This window comes from Mesorhizobium sp. WSM2561, assembly GCF_000513915.1.
Taxonomy (GTDB): domain Bacteria; phylum Pseudomonadota; class Alphaproteobacteria; order Rhizobiales; family Rhizobiaceae; genus Mesorhizobium; species Mesorhizobium muleiense.
The window spans coordinates 136,156-155,731 of record NZ_AZUX01000018.1 but is presented as its reverse complement, the minus strand read 5'-3'; the positions used below and the strand labels follow the sequence as shown (position 1 = coordinate 155,731).

Genomic DNA, 19,576 nt, shown 5'->3' with positions numbered 1-19,576 from the left:
ATGACGATCGTGGCATCGTCGATCTGTGACGCCGCCCATTTGGCGTAGACCACGGCCTCATCGGTCTTCTTGTCGTCCGCAATCTCCGAAATCACCGACCGAACCACGGCTTCGCGCTGCGGCAGGACAGGGCCGTTCTCGGCAATGATGGCGATGATCAGCGTCGCGGCCGCCACGACCGGATCGTCGATCGCCGTCAGCGGTGAGAGCGCCGCCTGCTTGCGCAACCTCTTGCGCCGAATGTTGCCTTGTACCCGCCCGACGACGTCCGCGACCTCGCGCGCCGCATCGTTCATGGCCCTCATCCGATACCACCAGAACGCCGCCACTCCCAACAGCCCAATTGCAGCAATCAGTATATGCATGCCCGAAATCCCCCAACCGCAGCGACGATAGGAGAAGTGCTGTCTCGCTTCAACACGCAAAAGTTGCGCCCGCCGAAGAAATCGATTCCGCCGGACGCAACCGGAATAATGTTCAGGATCCCGGTACGTTGTAGATCGCCCTGACCTCGATCGTGCCGATTTCGGCCAGCGGGATGCCGCCGGCAATCTCCAGCGCCTCGTCGATATCCCCCGCCTCGATCATGACGAAGCCGAGCAATTGCTCCTTGGTCTCGGCGAAGGGACCATCGGTGATCAGCCGCTTGCCCTTGCGCCGGCGCACGGTTTTCGCGGTTTTTACCGATTGCAGCGCCTGCGCGATAATCAGCCGGCCGCTTTGCTCCACCGATTTGTCATAGGCGAGCGAGTCCGTGTCGAGCCTAGCCAGCCTCTCCTGGCTCATTGCGTAAAGGTCTTTTTCCTGGCCATAGACCAGGCAAACATATTTCATCTTTCATCTCCTTGTTGGGACGAACCGTTGGCGACCAAGGTCCCAGCCGGGCTTTTGACCGCCGCATGATCGAGAAGGGATACCGCAACCCCTATCATGGCGACCGCAGCAAGCAGTCGACCGAAACCGCAAGGCTGCCGATCCAACCAGTCGGCTTCCCATTCAGCCGCCTTTCGGCAGGTGTCCATCCAGTGAGCAGAAAACAGATTGTTCATGGTGTCCTCCATTCGGCCACGAAATCCGTGGCCGCCCGCAGGACGGTCGAGGCGGATGGAAGTCGACATTTTTGCACGCGGATTTTTTTTAACGCGCCGCCATTGGCGCGAAAAGCACGGGTGGCCTTCGTGCCCGCGCGCGCTATAGTCGACCAGACGCCGATCACGGCTCAGCCACCACAATCAAGGAGGACTTCATGGACCGCACCGCAAACGCCGTCTGGAAAGGCAATCTGAAAGAGGGCAACGGCACGCTCGACACGCAGAGCGGGGCCCTGAAAGCCACGCCCTACTCGTTCAAGGCGCGGTTCGAGGATGAAAGCGGCAAGGCCGGCACCAACCCGGAGGAACTCATCGCCGCTGCACATGCCGGTTGCTTTGCCATGCAGTTCTCTCACTTCCTGGCTGAGAACGGCACCCCCGCCGACGAACTCGACGCCAAGGCGGTGGTGACGCTCATTCCTGGCACGGGGATCACCGGCAGCGCGCTCACGGTGGTCGGCAAGGTGCCGGGCATCGATGCGGCGAAATTCCAGGAGTTGGCCGAACAGGCCAAGGCCGGGTGTCCGGTCTCGAAGGCGCTCGGCGCCATAAAGGTTTCGCTCGACGCCAAGCTCGGCTGAGCAGATGGCATGAAGTGATAAACGCCGGCTCCAGGGCCGGCGTTTTCATTTGAGGGCGTCGGCGATCCTTCACGCCCCTCCGACGCCTCAAAGGTCGTCAGCGTCCGTCGCCGGTCAGCGCGTCGATGCGTGCGCGCAACTGCGCAACCTCCTCCTCGAGCGCCTGCACGCGCGCTTCGAGATCCGAGGCCGGCGAAGGCGCTTGCAAGGGGGCCGCGGCAGCCGACAGCTGTACAGGCCCGCCCAAGAGATGCACATAGCGGTCCTCACGCTGGCCGGGACCACGGTCGATCTGCTGAACGAGCGGCGGCTTGCGGCCGATCAACAGGTCGAGATTGCTGCGAAGCTCGTCGATGGAGGGCAACCGCGCCATGCGCTCGCTCCGCGCCAGCAATTCATAGGCGGTCTGCGGACCGCGCAGCAACAGCAGCCCAAGCAGCGCAATCTGCGCCGAGGTCAGCGAAAAGCGCTGCGCGACGACATGCTCGTAGCGCTCGACACGCGAGGCAAAGACCTGCCTGACCAGCCCCTTGTGCTCGAGTTGGCCAAGCGCTCGTCTCACCTCGACAAGCTCGACCGACATCACCGGCTCGCGCGCCGTCTTCTGGTTGGCGGCGGCAAGTGCCGCATTGAGCGTCAGCGGGTAGATGTCGGGCGTCAGTTCCTTCTTTTCGATCAGGCAACCGAGCACGCGCGCTTCGACGGGAGAGAGGATGGGGAGTTCGGTATCGGTCATGGGTCGGCTATCCTTTGAAGTCGGCGGGACAGCGCCGGCGCGAAGGATCACTACCGACGAGATGATCCCTGCAGCAACCCGTCCGAAGCTAAACCCTTCTCTCCACCATCATCTTCTTGATCTCGGCGATCGCCTTGGCCGGGTTCAGCCCCTTGGGACAGGTCTGGGCGCAGTTCATGATGGTGTGGCAGCGATAGAGCCGGAACGGGTCTTCGAGATTGTCGAGCCGTTCGCCCTTGGCCTCGTCCCGGGAATCGATCAGCCAGCGATAGGCCTGCAGCAGCGTCGCCGGACCGAGATAGCGGTCGCCGTTCCACCAATAGCTCGGGCATGAGGTCGAGCAGCAGGCGCACAGGATGCATTCATAGAGTCCGTCGAGCTTTTCGCGGTCCTCATGGCTCTGCAGCCATTCCTTGGCCGGCTCGGGCGACACCGTCTTCAGCCACGGCTCGATCGAGGCGTGCTGGGCGTAGAAATTGGTCAGGTCGGGCACCAGGTCCTTGACCACCGGCATATGCGGCAGCGGGTAGACCTTGATCGCGCCGGAGATGTCATCGCAGCCCTTGGTGCAGGCGAGCGTGTTGGAACCGTCGATATTCATGGCGCAGGAGCCGCAAATGCCCTCGCGGCAGGAGCGGCGCAGCGTCAGCGTCGGGTCGATCTTGTTCTTGATGTAGAGCAGAGCGTCGAGCACCATCGGCCCGCAATCGTCCATGTCGACGAAATAGGTGTCCATGCGCGGGTTCTCGTCATCGTCCGGCGACCAGCGGTAGATGCGGTACTCCCGCAGATTGGTCGCACCCTCCGGCTTCGGCCAGGTTTTTCCGGCCTTGATCTTCGAGTTTTTCGGAAGGGTGAGTTCGACCATTATCTCAGGTCCTTTCGGATGACGAGCTTCAGCCTGGACCAAGTCCCGTTTACGGCGGCCATCATCAATACACCCTGGCCTTGGGCGCGATCTTGGCCAGGTTGATGCCGCCGTCTGCTTCCCTGAGCAGCGGCTCGGTGTGCACCGGCCGATAGCTGAGCGACACCTCGCCGGCCTCGCTGAGCCGGGACAGCGTGTGCTTGCGCCAGTTCGCGTCGTCGCGCGCCGAAAAATCCTCCCGCGCATGCGCGCCACGGCTCTCCTTGCGCGCCTCGGCGGCGTAGACCGTGGTGATGGCGTTGGCCATCAGGTTTTCCAGCTCCAGCGTCTCGACCAGGTCTGAGTTCCAGATCATCGAGCGGTCGAACACTTTTACGTCCTTGAGCTCGCCCCAGATCTGCGAAATGCGCTTGCAGCCGCTTTGCAGCGATTCCTGGGTGCGGAACACCGCCGCATCGTCCTGCATCGCCTTCTGCATCTTTTCGCGCAAAACCGCCGTCGGCGTCGAGCCGTTGGCGTGGCGCAGCCGGTCGAAGCGGTCGATGATCTTGTCGACCGAGGCTTCGTTGGGCGACGGGATCGCCGCGTTGCGGTCGATCACCTGGCCAGCCCGGATCGCCGCCGCGCGGCCGAACACCACCAGATCGATCAGCGAGTTGGAGCCCAGCCGGTTGGCGCCGTGGACGGAGGCGCAGCCGGCTTCGCCGACCGCCATCAGCCCGGGCGACACCTGGTCCGGGTTCAAGGCGGTGGGGCTGAGCACCTCGCCCCAGTAGTTGGTCGGCACGCCGCCCATATTGTAGTGGACCGTCGGCAGCACCGGGATCGGCTCCTTGGTCAGGTCGACGCCGGCAAAGATCTTTGCCGACTCCGAAATACCCGGAAGTCGCTCGTGCAAAACGGCCGGATCGAGGTGGTCGAGGTGGAGGAAAATATGGTCCTTGTTCTTGCCGACGCCGCGTCCCTCGCGAATCTCCAGCGTCATGCAGCGCGAGACCACGTCACGCGAGGCAAGGTCCTTGGCCGACGGCGCATAGCGCTCCATGAAGCGCTCGCCTTCTGAATTGACGAGATAGCCGCCTTCGCCGCGCGCGCCCTCGGTGATCAGGCAGCCGGCGCCGTAGATGCCGGTCGGGTGGAACTGCACGAATTCCATGTCCTGCAGCGGCAGCCCGGCCCGCGCCGCCATGCCGCCGCCGTCGCCGGTGCAGGTGTGCGCCGAGGTCGCCGAGAAATAGGCGCGGCCATAGCCGCCGGTCGCCAGCACCACCATCTTTGCCGAAAAACGGTGGATGGTGCCGTCGTCGAGGTTCCAGGCGACGACGCCGGTGCAGGTGCCGTCCGGCTCCATGATCAGGTCGAGCGCGAAATACTCTATGAAGAACTGCGCGTTGTTCTTCAGCGACTGGCCGTAGAGCGTGTGCAGGATGGCGTGGCCGGTGCGGTCGGCGGCCGCACAGGTGCGCTGCACCGGCGGGCCGTCGCCGAAATTCATCATGTGGCCGCCGAACGGCCGCTGGTAGATCTTGCCCTCTTCGGTGCGCGAGAACGGCACGCCGTAATGCTCGAGCTCGTAGACGGCGGCGGGTGCTTCGCGCACCAGATATTCCATGGCGTCGACGTCGCCGAGCCAATCCGATCCTTTCACGGTGTCGTACATGTGCCACTGCCAGGAATCGGGGCCCATGTTGGACAGCGAGGCGGCGATGCCGCCCTGAGCGGCGACAGTGTGCGACCGCGTCGGGAAAACCTTGGTGATGCAGGCGGTGCGCAGGCCCTGTTCGGCCATGCCGAGCGTGGCGCGCAGGCCGGCGCCGCCGGCGCCGACCACAACCACGTCGAATTTGTGGTCGACATAGCTGTAGGCGGACGCCGTGTTGGCGTTGTTCGCGTCCTTGGCCAAAATTTCAGCCTCCAAATGCCAGTTTGAGCAGGGCGAAGATCGAGGCGACGCCGACCACTACGGGAAAGAATGTGTTGAGGGCGAGCAGCGCCAGCCTCATGCCCTCGCCATGCACATAATCCTCGATGATCGCCTGCATGCCGAGCCGCATATGGTAGAGCCCGGACAACAGCACCAGGGCCAGGACCAGCGCCACGAACGGGTTGGCAAGTGCGGCGCGCACTTGTGCATAGCCGGCGCCGTTCAGCGCGATCAGAAAGCCGACGAAGAACAGGATCAACGGAATGTTGGCGATCGCCGTCAGGCGCTGGCGCCAGAAATGCTCCGTGCCCTCTCGGGCGGAGCCGAGGCCGCGGACCTTGGCCAGCGGCGTGCGCATGTCGGTGTTGTGGTGGCTCACGATCAGGCTCCCCGCGCCATGTAGCCGGCGATCCAGATCAGCAGCGTCAGTACGATCGAGCCGGCCAGCGTCGCCCAGGCGACCCTGGAGGCCGTGTCCTTTTCAAGACCGGCCCCGGTGTCCCAGATCAGATGGCGCACGCCGCCCAGCATGTGGTGCATCAGCGCCCAGGTATAGAACAACAGCACCAGCCGCCCCAGCCACGAGCCGAAGGCCCAGTTGACGGCATCGAAGGTGGGCTGCGAGCTCGCCGCCGCCATCAGCCACAGCGCTACCAGCAGCGTGCCGAAATAGAGCGCCCCACCGGTGACGCGATGGATGATCGACATCGTCATCGTGATCGGCGGTCGATAGACGGTCAAATGCGGCGACAGCGGCCGTTCACGTCTGGCAAATTCGCGGGTGGCTGGTGATTTGCTCATGGCTCCCCCAGTTCGGCGTCTCTGGAGCCCCAGGTGGAAATGCGGCATTACCGCTTCCGGTTGCGACTTTGGACAGCCCGGTTTCTAATGCTCTTTTTGCACCGCGTCAAAGCCGGAAAATCGTTTCGAAAACGTAATTTAGTCTGACAAAAGGCAGTGTTTGGCTTCAATCGATTAGGGCGCGATCCAAAGCCGGCGCAACGTTCGCTGCAGCGCGGTATATGGTTCCGGTCCGGCGGCTTGGGGCATGTTTGAGATTCAGGTCAGGCCGCGCCGAAAATGGTGAATGCCGAGAACCGGAGCGGAGCGTACTTTCGGGTACGTGAGCACCGGAAGCGCAGGGATCCACCATTTGCAGACCGGCCTTACCTGAATATCGGCATGCCCCTAACGCTTGCAGGTCAGCGGCGTCCTCCCGCCCTTCATCACCAGCGCGTCGCGCCCGTCGATCACGATTGCGTCATGCGCCGCGCCGAAGCGGCTGTTTTGATTGGCTGGCGAGGCCGGCAGGTCCTCGCTGGCGCCGTCCGGGCCAAGCACCCGCACCGAGGTGCCGAGATTTTCGACGGTGATCCTGGCGCCATCGGCGCAAGTGTAGGTCGCGGTGCGCGGCTGCGGTGAATCGGCGAGCGGATTTCCGGCCTTCGGCGCATTGGTCTGAGACACGCAGGCTATTGTGGTCAGCAATGGACAAAGGGCCAGCGTCACCCGAAACGTCCGGCCTAATGCCATGTGCTGTCTCCCTACGCGTCAATCCAGCCGCGATGCTTTGCCAAGATCACCGATGTCGCGCTCGGCGCCGGCCGCGATGGTGGTGGCAAGCATGGCCGAAAGATGGCCGCGGATATTAACCATGTTTGCCGAGACCTGGCGTCCAACAGGGCTGGCCTCTTAACAAAGGTTAAGAAATGGTTAATTTATGATTCGAGCAAGACTCGGCCTCTGACAAATCGGAGACGCCATGCGTTCGAATTCAGGCAGATCGCGCCTTCTGGCGCCCCTCTCGATGGCCATCGTCCTGGTGGCGGTGGCCATCGGCTTCGCAGCGCCGGCACGCGCCGGGACGCGCGACCGCGTCTATGCCGATTCCTTCGGCAATCTCGTCATCGAGAGCGCCGCCGGCTACAAGCGCATCCTCGTTGGCGAGGGCAAATTGGCCAAGGAATTGTCGGATTACATCGGCGCCGACCAGCCCAAAATCGTCTATCAAGACGAACCGGACGATGTCAGCAGCCGCGACTGCTACAGGCCGCCGGTTTTCGTCAAGGGCCGCAGCTATATGTACGGGCTTTCCGACGGCGAGATGCCGGAGCTTAGCCCCTGCCGCTGATCTTCGGCCCGGCATTGGCGACAGCCGGCTGCCGGGCGGCGATTGATCCTATCGAGATCCGCACGCAATTGCGTCCGCTGCCCTTCGCTTGATAGAGCGCTTCGTCGGCGCGCCGCAGCAGGTCGGAAAAATTCTCAGTCGGGTGGAGCTCGGCAACGCCGAAGCTGGCGGTGCAACGATGGTTCGCCGGCAGACAGTCGATCGGCAAGGCCCCGAAAGCGCTGCGCGTGCCTTCGGCGAAGAGCCGCGCGGCGGCGAGGTTGGTTCCCGGCAGGATGATGGCAAATTCCTCACCACCGATGCGGCCGGCAACGTGGTGGTCGGCGGCCGCATCACGCAGGAAGCCGGCAAAGGCCTCGATGACCCGGTCGCCGGATGCATGGCCGAAACTGTCGTTGATGCTCTTGAAATGATCGAGGTCTGCGATGACCAGGGCGACCGGAATACCCTTGCGCGCGGCGTCACGCATCGCGAGCTCGGCATGACGTTCGAAGCCGCCGCGGTTGAGCAGCCTTGATAGCGTGTCCGTCTCCGACTTCGACGTCGCCTCGGCGAGCACGTCACGGACCAGAATGACCAGAATAAGAAGCGCGATTGCCATGCCGAACACGGTGCCAAGCGATTGCGACACCAGAGCGTAGTTGCTCTGCAGATAGGCCTGCGGATTGACGCCCCAGCCACCCAATGCATGGGCGATGAACGGCTTGCTCACGAATTGCAGGGCGCTGGCCGCCAGAACGGCCATCAGCGCGTGGTCGAGCCAGTCGCGTCTTTGCCTGGACGACCAGACTATGCCGACGCCGACCACCTGCATGGCGGCATAGGGAAGCTGGTAGGCCATCATACGGGCAAGCGACTGGCGCGGCAAATCCTCCACAAAATACACGACCGCGGTGGCCGCAAACAGGAAGACGAGCATCGGCAGCCAAGACGGCGCCATGCCGTATTTACGCGCAAGCCCGCCATTGAAGGCGATGGTGGCGCCAAGGAAAACCGCGAAGCCCGCGACGACCGCGGGTCGCGCATTGTCGAAGAGTGGAATGCTGAACTCGATGGCGAAGTAGGCCATCCCGAGCAGATATCCGAAGACCAGCCAGCGAGCCGACGCGCGCGCCACATCATAAAACGAGATGATCATGAAGGCAGCCGCCAGTAGGCCGGCGACGAGCAGGTTGATTGCAAGAATGAACTCTGCGCCGCCCATGTGGTTCTATCACTCCCAGCGACAGCAAATCACGAACGGGCGAAAAAGACGTTAACGTGGCCCCAGGCGCAGATGATCAGCCGGCTTTGAGCGGTTCCACTACGAGCACCGTTTCCGACCGTTCATAGGCAGGCCGTTCATCAGATAGCCGCACGCTGTCGCGGCCGTTCCTTTTGGCCCTGTAAAGCGCCTCGTTGGCGCGGCGCATCAGCGGCTCCAGCCCTTCCTCGCCGGTTCGGGCCGCCACCCCGAAGCTCGCGTTTACTTCTTGTGCCGGGCGAAAGCCCATCGACGCCATGAAGCTGCTGCACGGAACTTGAAACCGCGGCCGGCGTTTTCCGGCAGCAACCAGGAGACACTTTCATGGCCGATACGATCATGCTGACCGACCACGAGGCAATTCGCTCATGGGCCGCGGCGCGCGCTGGATTTCCGGCAATCGTCGACGTGTCGCCCGAAACAGGTACGCAAGCTATGCTGAGGCTGGTCTTCGGCCAGCATGCCTATCAGGACCTGGATGAGGCCGAACGCCCGGTCAACGCGGGCGGCTACGAACTGGTCGAATGGGACGAATGGTTCAAGCTGTTCGACGAACGGCAGCTGGCCCTGGTGGTCGCCGCGGAGCAACCCGGCCGGCGTGAGCAATTCCATGAGATCGTGAGGCGCCCGGGGTGAAGAAAACCCGCATCGCGGTTCGGGGTTCTCGCATATCGTCAAATACGGACTGTGGCAGCCCCGAGTTATTTCCACTCGCGGATGTCGACGAAATGGCCGGCGATCGCCGCCGCCGCCGCCATCGCCGGCGACACCAGATGGGTGCGGCCCTTAAAACCCTGGCGGCCCTCGAAATTGCGGTTCGAGGTCGAGGCGCAGCGCTCATGCGGCTTCAGCCGGTCGTCGTTCATGGCAAGGCACATCGAGCAGCCCGGCTCGCGCCAGTCGAAGCCGGCGGCGACAAAGATCTTGTCGAGACCTTCGGCCTCCGCCTGCTCCTTGACCAGACCGGAGCCCGGCACGATCATCGCATCGACGTGAGGGCTGACTTTCTTGCCCTCGACCACCTTGGCGACAGCGCGGAGATCCTCGATGCGGCCGTTGGTGCAGGAGCCGATGAAGACGCGGTCGAGCGCGATATCGGTGATCTTGGTGCCTGGGGTCAGGCCCATATAGTCGAGCGCGCGCTGCTTGGACGTACGCTTGTTCTCATCGGTGATATCGTCTGGGTTCGGCACGATGCCCTGGACCGAGACGACGTCCTCGGGCGAGGAGCCCCAGGAGACGATCGGCGGCAGTTTCGCCGCGTCGAGCACGACCACCTTGTCGAAATGCGCGCCCTCGTCGGACTGCAGCGTCTTCCAGTAGGCGAGCGCGGCGTCCCATGCCTCGCCCTTCGGCGCGCGCGGCTTGTCCTTGACATAGGCGAAGGTCGTCTCGTCAGGCGCGATCAGGCCGGCCCGGGCGCCGCCCTCGATCGACATGTTGCAGATGGTCATGCGGCCTTCCATGGACAGCGCGCGGATCGCTTCGCCGGCATATTCGATGACGTAGCCGGTGCCGCCGGCAGTGCCGATCTCGCCGATGATCGCCAAAATAATGTCCTTGGCGGTGACGCCTTCCGGCAGCACGCCGTCGACGCGCACCAGCATGTTCTTGGCCTTGCGCTGGATCAGCGTCTGCGTGGCCAGCACATGCTCGACTTCCGACGTGCCGATGCCGTGCGCCAACGCGCCGAAAGCACCATGCGTCGAGGTGTGGCTGTCGCCGCAGACGATGGTCATGCCGGGCAGCGTAAAACCCTGCTCCGGGCCGATGATGTGGACGATGCCCTGGCGGATATCCTTCTCGGAATAGTATTCGACGCCAAAATCCTTGGCGTTCCTGGCCAGCGCCTCGACCTGGATGCGGCTTTCCTCGTTCTTGATGCCGAACTTGCGCTCGGGCGAGGTCGACACATTGTGATCGACCACGGCCAGCGTCTTTTCCGGATGGCGGACCTTTCTGCCGGTCATGCGCAGGCCTTCGAAAGCTTGCGGGCTGGTCACTTCATGGACGAGGTGACGGTCGATATAGAGCAGGCAGGTGCCATCGTCCTGGCGGTCGACGACATGGTCGTCGAATATCTTGTCGTAGAGGGTGCGCGGTGCGCTCATGTGCGTAAATCCGTCGATATGAAAATGGGAAGTGACTGGCGCCGGCTAGCCGGCGAACACGGCCTAGCGAAGTCGGCTGGTCAGAGCGCCGGAAACGCGCGCCGAGAATCGCGACGGCAGGCGTTTTCTGTCCTGCAGCACAAAACCCTTGTAAGCCGGATCGCCAAAAAGCTGTTCCATGGCGTGGCTCATATCAATGTTTTGACTTTTCGGCAATTGCGGCTGCCTGGCGCGGCTCTGCCTTCTCCCCTTGTTGTGGGAGAAGGAAGAAGGCGCTTCAAACCACCTCGAACACAAATGTCTTCACCAGCGCCTCGGGCTCGGCGATCGCGTAGCAGCGGAACCACGGGCTTTCTTCGACCGGCCGCCATTTTTTCGCCCGCTCCAGTTCGTCGAACGTCGCCTGAAACCCGCCGCTCGCAAAAATCTGGTCGCGAACGGTGAAGATGGCGTGGCCGCCCTTCCTGGTGATGCGCACCAGTTCATGCAGGCCGGAGGCCGGTGCATGGCTGATGGTGAACACGCCGGTCGAGAAGAAGGCGCGGAAATACCCGTCCGGCCAGGGCAGCGGATCGCCGAGCATCGCCTGCTTCAGCTCGCTGTAAGCCTGCCGGCTGCCAGCGATTTTCAGCATCTCAGCCGACAGGTCGAGCCCGGCGATGTCCTCATAGCCCAGCGCCTTGAGCGACGGTCCCGACAGGCCGGTGCCGCAGCCGGCGTCGAGCAACGGCCCTTCGCCTGACGGCACATGACGCGCCACCCAGGCGGCGACCAGGAACGGCAGGAGGTAGCCGAGCGCGGCGGTTTCGCTGTCATAGGTCGCAGCCCAGGCGGCGTAGGCCTTGGCAAGCGCTTCCGGCGTGTCGGCCGTATAGACCGCATCCAGCGCCGCATTGGCTTTGTCGATGTTCATGGAACTGACCCTCCAAAACGTATTGGCCGCAATCGTAGCGCCGCCTTCGCCTGCCGGTTATTGCTCATGCTGGCGGCGCAGCCGCTTCTCCAGCGCCCGCAAGGCCAGCGACAGGCCAACCGTCAGGATGAGATAGATATAAGCGACGATCGAATAGGTCTCGAGGAAGCGGAACGAGCCGGCTGCATAGATCTTGCCCATCTGGGTGATGTCGGCGACGCCGAGCACCGAGACCAGCGAGGAATCCTTGACCATGGCGACGAAATCATTGCCGAGGGGCGGCAGGATGGTGCGGATCGCCTGCGGAAAGACGATCAGCCGAAAACGCTGGGTGCGCGTCAGCCCCAGCGCCTTCGCCGCCTCGATCTGGCCCTTCTCGACCGCCTCGATGCCGGCGCGGAAGACCTCCGAGATGAAGGCCGAATAGCCGATGGTCAGCGCCATGATGGCGCGCCATAGCAACGATACGTCGCGTATCATTAGCTCGCCGAACAGGCCGGCGCTTTGCAGCGGCGCCGTCAGCGCGTTCCATCCCGCGACGAAGGCCGGCGCGCCGGCGAAGGCGATCCAGAACAACAGCACCAGCATTGGCACGCCGCGAATGATCTCGACATAGAAGCGAGCGATCTGGCGCAGCCAGCGCGACCCCGACAGGCCCATCAGCGCAATGCCGAGCCCGATCGCCGAGGCCAGCGCGAAGGCGACCATTGTGACGAACACGGTGATGCCGATGCCCTTGGCAACGGTCGCGAAAACCTGGGCATAGAGGTCGCTTGCGGCGATGAAGATAGCCGCTGCCAGGGCGAGCGCCGCGGCCACGGCGAGCCACCAGGGGAAGTCGGACTTGGCGGTGGAGGATGCGGGCGTTGCCATCAGGGCGCGCCGACGAACCAACGTCGCGCCAAGCCACCCCCCTCTGGCCTGCCGGCCATCTCCCCCTCAAGGGGGGAGATCGGCAGCCTTGACGTCGCCGCCCATTCTGCAACGCTGAAAATTGGCGAAAGCCGATGCGAAAGCCAATCTCCCCCCTTGAGGGGGAGATGTCCGGCAGGACAGAGGGGGGTGCACGGGCGCAGAGTCAGCGCGAGTTCCTGCGCGTCCCGCAACGTCCGCGACAAAAGTCCTACTGCCCCATCTTGTAATCAAGGAACCATTTCTTGTTGAGCGCATCGAGCGTGCCGTCGGCCTTCAGCGCGGCGATGGCCGCATTGACCGGTTTCACCAGATCCGAGCCTTTCGGAAAAATAAAGCCGAAATCCTCGGTGCCGAGTGGTCCGCCGATCAGCTTCAGCCCGCCATTGGACGCCTCGACATAGCCCTTGCCGGCAGTGCCGTCGGTCAGCACGACATCGACGTCGCCGGTCTTCAGCGCCTGCACCGTGGCGCCGAACGTCTCGAACAGTTTTATGCGCGGGTTCTGCTCATTGCCGTCGAGCACGCTGTAGACAGCGGTGTAGAACGGCGTGGTGCCGGCTTGCGCGCCGATCAGCCCGTCCTTGAAGGCGCCGAGCGTCTTGGCGTCGGTGAAGCGCTTCTCGTCGCCGCGCACCAGCATGAACTGTTCCGAGCGCATATAGGGGTCGGAGAAATCGACCTTCTGCTTGCGATCGTCCTTGATGGTGATGCCGGTCATGCCGATGTTGTACTGGTTGTCGGAAACCGCCTGGATCATCGCGTCCCAGGAGGTGTTCTGGTACTCGGCCTGGAAATTCAGCCGCTTGGCGATCTCGTTCATCGCGTCATATTCCCAGCCGATCTGCTTGCCGGTTTTGGCGTCGATGAACTGCAGCGGCGGATAGGCGTTTTCCGTCACCACCACCACCTTCTTGCCGCCGAGATCGGGCAGCGCCTGCGCCAGGGCGGCGACGGGCGCAAGTACCAGAGCCAACAGGCCGGCCAACAGCAGTTTCGATTTGATCATGGTACACCCCGAGCATTTGAACGGCCTCGACATGGTCGAGGCTTGCAAGAAAATCCGGCGCCGACTTTAGCTTTCCGCAGGCGCCTTGCAAGCCGGCTTGATGCGGCTTCGCGCGAAAATGGATTCGATGCATTCAGGACGTTACCGAACGGTCCGTTTCGATTGCGCACCGAACGCGGCCCGGCAAAATCGAAACCCATTCCGCGAGGCAAAAAAAGGCGGCCGAAGCCGCCTTTCCGACACATGGTTGTTGAAGACGCCTTATTCGGCGGCAGCGGTTTCCTCGGCCTTGGCGGCCTCGTCGGCGGCCTTCTTCTCGGCGGCTTCCTGCGCGGCCTTCTCGGCGGCCAGCGCCTGGGCGGCGGCCACCTTCTCGGCCTCGATGCGGGCCTTTTCGGCGTTCAGCGCATCGCGCTCCTCATCGTTCAGCTTGCGGGCGCGCACGCCGGTGTTTTCCGAAATGCGGGCCGACTTGCCGCGACGATCGCGCAGGTAGTAAAGCTTGGCGCGACGCACCTTGCCGCGGCGCACGATCTCGACGCCTTCGACCATCGGCGAAAAGACCGGGAACACGCGCTCCACGCCTTCGCCGTAGGAAATCTTGCGGACGGTGAAATTCTCCTGGAAACCGGCGCCGGCGCGGGCGATGACGACGCCCTCATAGGCCTGTACGCGGGTGCGGGTGCCTTCGGTCACGCGGACCTGGACGCGTACGGTGTCGCCGGGCTGGAATTCGGGAAGCTTGCGCTTGGCTTCGATCTTGGCGGCCTGTTCGGCCTCGAGCTGACGGAGGATATCCATCTCAAAAATCCATTTCTTGTTCTTCCGACAGTCAGAGCGTCCGACACTCGCCTTGCAGTTCCATTGACCGCTCGGCTATGCCCTTTATTCGAGAACATCTGGGTTCGAGAACATCGGGCAGGGGCGACTACACCGTCATTGTTGACGGGTCCGGCAGATTTCTCCCGGTTCGGCGCGCACATACAGCTATTTCGACGCTTTGTCACGCCTTTGCCGCGTTCTTTTTTGGTCGTTGGTCAACGTCGCAATCTTCCGGCACAGGGGTTGCGTTGAAGGCCCAAGCTTTTTAAGTCGGGCAGAACGTGACTTTCCTCCGGCGGCAACACCCTCCATGCCAGTTCTCGATGCGGCCCTGCTCTTTTTCGCGGGCTTTCTCTCAGGTGCCGTCAACGCCATAGCCGGCGGCGGGACGTTCATAACTTTTGGCGCCATGTCGCTGGTCGGCTTGCCGCCGATCGTCGCCAACGCCACCTCGTCGCTGACGCAATTTCCCGGCTACGTCACCTCGACGCTGGCCTACTGGTCCGACATCAAGCATTTCTGGCGCACAGCGCTGCTACTCGGCCTTATCTCGGCCTTTGGCGCGCTGGCCGGTGCGCTCATCCTGCTGGCGCTCGACAATCCGTCGTTCCGCGTTCTGGTGCCCTGGCTGCTGCTCGCGGCAACTGCGCTGTTCGCCGCCGGGCCGTGGCTGAAGCCGGCGCCCAAGCCGGGCAGTGAGGCCGCCGTGGGTTCGCTGGTCGGTTCCCTGGCGCAGTTCGCCACCGCCGTCTATGGCGGCTTCTTCGGCGCCGGCATGGGCGTCATGATGCTGGCGACGCTCGGTCTCACCCAGGCCGGCGACTATCACCGCCTCAACGCGCTGAAGAACCTGCTGGCCGTGGTCATCGCGGCAGTAGCCATCCTGGTCTTCGTCTCCGGCGACGTCATCGCCTGGCGGCAGGCGATCGTCATGATACCGGGCGGCGCGCTGGGCGGCTATGCCGGCGTCTGGATCGCCAAGCGCGTGCCGCAAATTGCCGTGCGCGGCTTCGTCGTCGGGGTCGGCGTTTTTCTTGCCTTCTATTACTTCACCAGGGGCTGAGCGGCTAACAGGTCCGGCCGCCGCTCCTTCGTCAATCTTTCCGACTCGGCGCGTCGCCAGGCGGCGATCTTCTGGTGATTGCCTGAGGTGAGAACCTCGGGGATTTGCCGGCCCTCGAATTCCTGCGGCCGCGTGTAGTGCGGATGTTCGAGCAGGCCGTTTTCAAAGCTCTCTTCATCGCCCGACACCGTATTGCCCATCACGCCGGGCAACAGCCGCACCACGGCGTCGAGCAGCACCAGCGCTGCCGGCTCGCCGCCGGAGAGGATGAAGTCGCCGACCGAGACCTCCTCCAGCCCCCGCGAGTCAATCACCCGCTGGTCGACGCCTTCGAAGCGTCCGCAGACGATGACGACACCCGGCCCGGCGGCCAGTTCGCGCACACGCACCTGCGTCAGCGGTTTTCCACGCGGACTCATCAGCAGCCGTGGCCGTGGATCGCCCGGTGGCGAGCTATGGTCGATCGCCTTGGCCAAAACGTCGGCGCGCATCACCATGCCGGCGCCGCCGCCGGCCGGCGTGTCGTCGACGGTGCGATGGCGGTCGGTGGTGAAATCGCGGATCTGGATTGTTTCCAGCGACCATGTGCCGGCCTCCAGCGCCCGGCCGGCCAGCGACACGCCGAGTGCGCCGGGAAACATCTCCGGATAGAGCGTCAGCACCGAGGCGGAAAAACTCACCGGTTGCCCCCGGCGTCCTTCGGCCCACGCGGCCTGCCCTTTGGGTCGAAGCCGTCGCCGCCGGGAGCATCGCTGTCTTCGTCATCGATCAAGCCCGCCGCCGTCGGATCGATGCGGACGTAGCCGTCCTTGATCGACACGTCAGGAACGGCAGCCTGCGTGAACGGGATCAGGACGCCTTTGCGCCCCGCCAAAGTCACGTCGAGAATGTCGCCACCGCCGAAATTATGCACGGCGACGACCTTGCCGATGTCGGCACCGGTATTGTCGCGGACCGCCAGCCCGACGAGATCGGCATGATAGAATTCGTCCTCTTCGCCGTCGTCCGGCAGCACCGAGCGGTCGACGAACAATTCCGTGCCGGCGAGCGCCTCGGCAGCGTTTCGGTCGCTGATACCCTTGAAGCGCACCACCACGACGTTATTGGCCGGCCTGATGTCGACGATCTGGAAGGCGCGGCCGTCCCTGGCATAGAGCGGCCCGTAGTCGGCCAGCGCCAGCGGATCGCCGGTGAAGGTTTTCACGCGCAATTCGCCCTTGATGCCGTGGGCGGCGCCTATCACGGCCATCTGGACGGGGTTTTGCGGTTTGGTCATCGGTGGAAAAATCCTTTGCCTTGCTCTAGCTCCACGCTCTTGTCATTTCAATGACGCGGCTCTTCACCGCTTCCTAACCCGGCTGCCGGAAGATCGCCCGGAAATGGAAGAGCGGCATATCGGAAGAGCGCAATGCAGGAATTCCTTATCCCGGCCAAGCCAGACCTTCAGGCGGCCCGCGAAAGCTGGCTGAAGATGCTGGCGCGCGAACGCCGGCTGTCGCCCGAAACCGTGGAAGCCTATGAGCGCGACACCCGCCAGTTCCTGCACTTCCTGACCAGCCATTGCGGCGGCTCGCCCGGCATTTCGGATATCGCCGATCTGCGCCCGGCCGATCTGCGCGGCTTTCTCGCCGCCCGCCGCGCCGGAGGCGCCGGCGCCCGCACGCTCGGGCGGGGGCTCGCCGGCATCCGCTCGCTGCTGCGCTTTCTGGAGCGGCGCGGCCTCGTTAATGCGGCGGGTGCTGCGGCACTGCGCGCGCCGCGGCAGCCGAAGTCGCTGCCCAAGCCGCTGACGGCAAGCGATGCGAAACACGTCGTTTCGGTGGAAGGCCAGCTGGCGGAGCAGCCGTGGATCGCCGCCCGCAACGCCGCCGTGCTGACGCTGCTCTACGGCTCGGGCCTGCGCATTTCCGAGGCGCTCGGCCTGTCCGGCGCCGATCTGTCGTCGCCTGGTGAAACGGTGCTGCGCGTCACCGGCAAGGGCGGCAAGACGCGGCTGGTGCCGGTGCTGCCGATCGCGCTGCGGGCGATCGCCCAATACCGCCGGCTCTGCCCCTATCATCTCGATCCGAAGGGTCTGCTGTTTCGCGGCGCCCGCGGCGGCCCGCTCAACCCGGCCATCGTCCAGCGCGACATGGCCAAGCTGCGCTCGGCGCTCAATCTGCCGGACACCGCCACGCCGCATGCGTTGCGCCATTCCTTCGCCACACATCTGCTTGGGCGCGGCGGCGACCTGCGCACCATCCAGGAACTTTTGGGCCACGCCAGCCTGTCGACGACGCAGATCTATACCGGCGTCGACACCGCGAGGCTGCTCGAAATCTATGAAGCGGCCCACCCGCGGGCGTAGCCGACGCATGATTTCGCAAGTTGCAGCCAGGGTATGCGCCGTGGAACGATGTCCGAGACAATTTTGCCGCGCCGGTTAACCGTTTCGCCGTTCTTTGTCTCTAAAAGCGAGCCATGAAACGCGTCATTGCCATCGCCGACCGCACTGCCTTTGCTTCGCTGAAGCTGCTCGTCGCGCTGAACGTCCTGTTTTTCCTCTCTTTCCTCGTCATCGCGCTGCTCGCCGCCGGCAGGGCCCGCGCTGAAACCCCAGGGGCTGAAACCCAGGTCTGCGCCGGCGCCGACATGCTGTCCGCCTTGCAGAAGGACGACCCGGCCGCCTACCGCAAGATCGAGACGGAAGCGGCCGCGACACCGAACGGTAAGGGCCTGTTGTGGAAACTGGAAAAGGCGGGCGAAAGACCGTCCTTCCTGTTCGGCACCATGCACATGACCGACCCGCGCGTGACCGCGCTGCCGCCCGCCGCGCAAAAGGCCTTTGACGCCGCCGACACTGTCGTCATCGAGACCACGGAGGTGCTCGACAAGCAGAAGATGATGGCGGCGTTCCTGAGAGAGCCGGAGCTGATGATGTTCACCGACAGCACCACGCTGTCCTCGTTGCTGTCGCCGGACGATGCGGCGGCGGTGAACAAGGCGCTCGACGCGCGCGGCATTCCACCGGCGAGCGTTGCCAAGATGAAGCCGTGGATGCTGTCGACCATGGTCGCGCTCCCGGCCTGTGAACTGGCCCGCCAGGCCGGCGGCACGCCGGTGCTCGACATCAAGCTTGCAGAGGACGCCAAAGCCTCAGGCAAGGCCGTCGATGGGTTGGAGACCGTCGCCGACCAGCTTCGCGCCATGGCCTCGCTGCCGCTTGCGTTTCACATGAGGGGCCTCGTCGACACCCTGAAGCTCGGCGACCGGGTGAACGACGTCAATGAAACCATGATCGTGCTTTACCAGCGCGGCGACACCGGCATGCTCTGGCCGCTGTTTCGTGCCGTCCTTCCCGGCGACGAAGACGATTCGGCAAGCTATGCCGCCTTCGAGGAAATCATGATCACCAGCCGCAACAAGGTGATGATCGACCATGCCAGGCCGATCCTCGCCAAGGGCAACGTGTTCATGGCGGTCGGCGCTCTGCACCTTCCGGGCGCCGAAGGCCTGGTCGAGGATTTCCGCAAGGCCGGCTACACTGTCACCGCCGTCGACTAGTTGCACGGTCGAGTTGCAGACCCGGCAAGGCGTGATTCGAGGCTACGCTTTGCCCGACTCGCCCGAGGTTTGTCTCAGTACAGGACGGTCGAAAGGTCTAATTTGGCTCGATCACGGTCAGTTTTGCGAGTAAAGTGCTTGCAGACAAACGATTCCCGGCGAAGAATGCCCTGTTTTCGGCGTTTTCGATTCCTAGCGTGAAACCTGTTCAACGATTGCGCGTTGATGTGTGTTGATTGATACTTTTCATCCACGGAGGACACTTTTATGGCGAATCCAAACGACCCGTACACCACTCCGACCCCCCCTCCCAAGTCGGGTGGCGGCAGCACCGGCTGGCTGATTGCCCTGGTCGTCGTTATCCTGGCCATCGTCGCTTATTATATTTTTGGAACAAGCGGTGAGGCGCCAGAGCCTGGTGAACCGCCGGCTGCAACCACGCCGGCCCCGGCGCCAGCGCCCGCTGAACCGACGCCTGCCCCGGCCCCTGCAGAGCCTGCACCTGCCCCGGCAGAACCAGCTCCCGCTCCGGCGCCAGCAGAACCAGCGCCTGCTCCGGAGCCAGCTCCGGCTCCGGCACCTACAGAGCCAGCACCTGCTCCGGCGCCCGCACCAGCCCCGCAGTGATC

At 63.7% G+C, this 19,576-nt stretch carries 23 protein-coding genes and 1 pseudogene; 6 read left to right on the top strand and 18 right to left on the bottom strand.

Features of this window, described 5'->3' with window-relative positions; translation table 11 throughout:
- The 3 genes from M727_RS0117380 to M727_RS0117370 all read right to left on the bottom strand — a co-directional run.
- Nucleotides 1-365 (bottom strand): hypothetical protein (locus M727_RS0117380; RefSeq protein WP_036262525.1); only part of this gene is annotated, 365 nt, incomplete at its 3' end.
- A 112-nt stretch (nucleotides 366-477) separates the two neighbouring features.
- Nucleotides 478-834 carry a YciI family protein gene (locus M727_RS0117375; protein WP_027153738.1) on the bottom strand — a complete coding sequence of 119 codons (357 nt, stop codon included), beginning with the start codon at nucleotides 832-834 and terminating at the stop codon, nucleotides 478-480.
- Entirely contained in the window at nucleotides 831-1,049 is a 219-nt protein-coding gene (locus M727_RS0117370) for a hypothetical protein (RefSeq protein WP_027153737.1), read from the bottom strand. Before M727_RS0117370 ends, M727_RS0117375 begins: the two co-directional genes overlap by 4 nt.
- Before the next feature lie 197 nt (nucleotides 1,050-1,246).
- Here M727_RS0117370 and M727_RS0117365 point away from each other — a divergent pair, with 197 nt between their 5' ends.
- The gene (locus M727_RS0117365) at nucleotides 1,247-1,672 is read left to right on the top strand and encodes an OsmC family protein (RefSeq protein ID WP_027153736.1); all 426 of its coding nucleotides are present in this window, start codon (nucleotides 1,247-1,249) and stop codon (nucleotides 1,670-1,672) included.
- Between the two features lie 97 nt (nucleotides 1,673-1,769).
- Here M727_RS0117365 and M727_RS0117360 read toward each other — a convergent pair whose 3' ends face one another.
- The 6 genes from M727_RS0117360 to M727_RS0117335 all read right to left on the bottom strand — a co-directional run bounded on the left by M727_RS0117360 (nucleotide 1,770) and on the right by M727_RS0117335 (nucleotide 6,733).
- Complete coding sequence (locus M727_RS0117360) at nucleotides 1,770-2,408, bottom strand: DUF480 domain-containing protein (protein WP_027153735.1); 639 nt, start codon at nucleotides 2,406-2,408, stop codon at nucleotides 1,770-1,772.
- Between the two features lie 88 nt (nucleotides 2,409-2,496).
- Nucleotides 2,497-3,276 (bottom strand): succinate dehydrogenase iron-sulfur subunit, encoded by a 780-nt coding sequence (locus M727_RS0117355; protein ID WP_023800578.1) that lies wholly within the window; start codon nucleotides 3,274-3,276, stop codon nucleotides 2,497-2,499.
- 64 nt (nucleotides 3,277-3,340) lie between these two features.
- Nucleotides 3,341-5,179 (bottom strand): succinate dehydrogenase flavoprotein subunit, encoded by a 1,839-nt coding sequence (gene sdhA, locus M727_RS0117350; protein WP_027153734.1) that lies wholly within the window; start codon nucleotides 5,177-5,179, stop codon nucleotides 3,341-3,343.
- A 4-nt stretch (nucleotides 5,180-5,183) separates the two neighbouring features.
- Nucleotides 5,184-5,579 carry a succinate dehydrogenase, hydrophobic membrane anchor protein gene (sdhD, locus tag M727_RS0117345; protein ID WP_023800580.1) on the bottom strand — a complete coding sequence of 132 codons (396 nt, stop codon included), beginning with the start codon at nucleotides 5,577-5,579 and terminating at the stop codon, nucleotides 5,184-5,186.
- 2 nt (nucleotides 5,580-5,581) lie between these two features.
- On the bottom strand, nucleotides 5,582-6,001 hold the full coding sequence (sdhC, locus tag M727_RS0117340) for a succinate dehydrogenase, cytochrome b556 subunit (RefSeq protein WP_036262513.1): 420 nt from the start codon (nucleotides 5,999-6,001) through the stop codon (nucleotides 5,582-5,584).
- Nucleotides 6,002-6,388: 387 nt separating this feature from the next.
- The gene (locus M727_RS0117335) at nucleotides 6,389-6,733 is read right to left on the bottom strand and encodes a hypothetical protein (protein ID WP_027153732.1); all 345 of its coding nucleotides are present in this window, start codon (nucleotides 6,731-6,733) and stop codon (nucleotides 6,389-6,391) included.
- Nucleotides 6,734-6,962: 229 nt separating this feature from the next.
- Here M727_RS0117335 and M727_RS0117325 point away from each other — a divergent pair, with 229 nt between their 5' ends.
- Nucleotides 6,963-7,331: a hypothetical protein gene (locus M727_RS0117325; RefSeq protein ID WP_027153731.1), complete on the top strand. Its 369-nt coding sequence runs from the start codon at nucleotides 6,963-6,965 to the stop codon at nucleotides 7,329-7,331.
- On the opposite strand, the gene M727_RS0117320 is transcribed toward M727_RS0117325, so the two are convergent.
- Together M727_RS0117320 and M727_RS40100 are read right to left on the bottom strand one after the other, a co-directional pair.
- Nucleotides 7,315-8,535 carry a GGDEF domain-containing protein gene (locus tag M727_RS0117320; RefSeq protein ID WP_027153730.1) on the bottom strand — a complete coding sequence of 407 codons (1,221 nt, stop codon included), beginning with the start codon at nucleotides 8,533-8,535 and terminating at the stop codon, nucleotides 7,315-7,317. The genes M727_RS0117325 and M727_RS0117320 overlap by 17 nt on opposite strands.
- 76 nt (nucleotides 8,536-8,611) lie before the next feature.
- Nucleotides 8,612-8,828 (bottom strand): annotated as a pseudogene (locus M727_RS40100) (GGDEF domain-containing protein); the annotation flags it as partial.
- Nucleotides 8,829-8,898: 70 nt separating this feature from the next.
- Between M727_RS40100 and M727_RS0117310 the strand changes: the two are divergent.
- Complete coding sequence (locus tag M727_RS0117310; RefSeq protein ID WP_027153728.1) at nucleotides 8,899-9,210, top strand: hypothetical protein; 312 nt, start codon at nucleotides 8,899-8,901, stop codon at nucleotides 9,208-9,210.
- Between the two features lie 65 nt (nucleotides 9,211-9,275).
- On the opposite strand, the gene leuC is transcribed toward M727_RS0117310, so the two are convergent.
- From leuC to rplS, 5 genes are all read right to left on the bottom strand, one after another.
- Nucleotides 9,276-10,685 carry a 3-isopropylmalate dehydratase large subunit gene (gene leuC, locus M727_RS0117305; protein WP_027153727.1) on the bottom strand — a complete coding sequence of 470 codons (1,410 nt, stop codon included), beginning with the start codon at nucleotides 10,683-10,685 and terminating at the stop codon, nucleotides 9,276-9,278.
- A gap of 277 nt (nucleotides 10,686-10,962) precedes the next feature.
- The gene (locus M727_RS0117295; RefSeq protein ID WP_027153726.1) at nucleotides 10,963-11,598 is read right to left on the bottom strand and encodes a class I SAM-dependent methyltransferase; all 636 of its coding nucleotides are present in this window, start codon (nucleotides 11,596-11,598) and stop codon (nucleotides 10,963-10,965) included.
- Nucleotides 11,599-11,655: 57 nt separating this feature from the next.
- The gene (locus tag M727_RS0117290; RefSeq protein ID WP_027153725.1) at nucleotides 11,656-12,471 is read right to left on the bottom strand and encodes an amino acid ABC transporter permease; all 816 of its coding nucleotides are present in this window, start codon (nucleotides 12,469-12,471) and stop codon (nucleotides 11,656-11,658) included.
- A gap of 250 nt (nucleotides 12,472-12,721) precedes the next feature.
- Nucleotides 12,722-13,519, bottom strand: coding sequence for a transporter substrate-binding domain-containing protein (locus M727_RS0117285; protein ID WP_027153724.1), 798 nt, complete (start codon nucleotides 13,517-13,519; stop codon nucleotides 12,722-12,724).
- 261 nt (nucleotides 13,520-13,780) lie between these two features.
- Complete coding sequence (gene rplS, locus M727_RS0117280; RefSeq protein ID WP_027153723.1) at nucleotides 13,781-14,320, bottom strand: 50S ribosomal protein L19; 540 nt, start codon at nucleotides 14,318-14,320, stop codon at nucleotides 13,781-13,783.
- A gap of 331 nt (nucleotides 14,321-14,651) precedes the next feature.
- Here rplS and M727_RS0117275 point away from each other — a divergent pair, with 331 nt between their 5' ends.
- On the top strand, nucleotides 14,652-15,404 hold the full coding sequence (locus tag M727_RS0117275) for a sulfite exporter TauE/SafE family protein (RefSeq protein ID WP_027153722.1): 753 nt from the start codon (nucleotides 14,652-14,654) through the stop codon (nucleotides 15,402-15,404).
- On the opposite strand, the gene trmD is transcribed toward M727_RS0117275, so the two are convergent.
- On the bottom strand, nucleotides 15,386-16,084 hold the full coding sequence (trmD, locus tag M727_RS0117270) for a tRNA (guanosine(37)-N1)-methyltransferase TrmD (protein ID WP_027153721.1): 699 nt from the start codon (nucleotides 16,082-16,084) through the stop codon (nucleotides 15,386-15,388). The two genes, M727_RS0117275 and trmD, sit on opposite strands and share 19 nt — an antisense overlap.
- Nucleotides 16,081-16,680 (bottom strand): ribosome maturation factor RimM, encoded by a 600-nt coding sequence (rimM, locus tag M727_RS0117265; RefSeq protein WP_027153720.1) that lies wholly within the window; start codon nucleotides 16,678-16,680, stop codon nucleotides 16,081-16,083. The genes trmD and rimM overlap by 4 nt, the downstream gene beginning before the upstream one ends.
- A 132-nt stretch (nucleotides 16,681-16,812) precedes the next feature.
- Here rimM and M727_RS0117260 point away from each other — a divergent pair, with 132 nt between their 5' ends.
- Both M727_RS0117260 and M727_RS0117255 read left to right on the top strand, forming a co-directional pair.
- Nucleotides 16,813-17,751 carry a tyrosine recombinase XerC gene (locus M727_RS0117260; RefSeq protein ID WP_027153719.1) on the top strand — a complete coding sequence of 313 codons (939 nt, stop codon included), beginning with the start codon at nucleotides 16,813-16,815 and terminating at the stop codon, nucleotides 17,749-17,751.
- Between the two features lie 113 nt (nucleotides 17,752-17,864).
- Nucleotides 17,865-18,947, top strand: a complete 1,083-nt coding sequence (locus tag M727_RS0117255; RefSeq protein ID WP_027153718.1) for a TraB/GumN family protein — start codon at nucleotides 17,865-17,867, stop codon at nucleotides 18,945-18,947.
- Nucleotides 18,948-19,576: the final 629 nt, after the last annotated feature.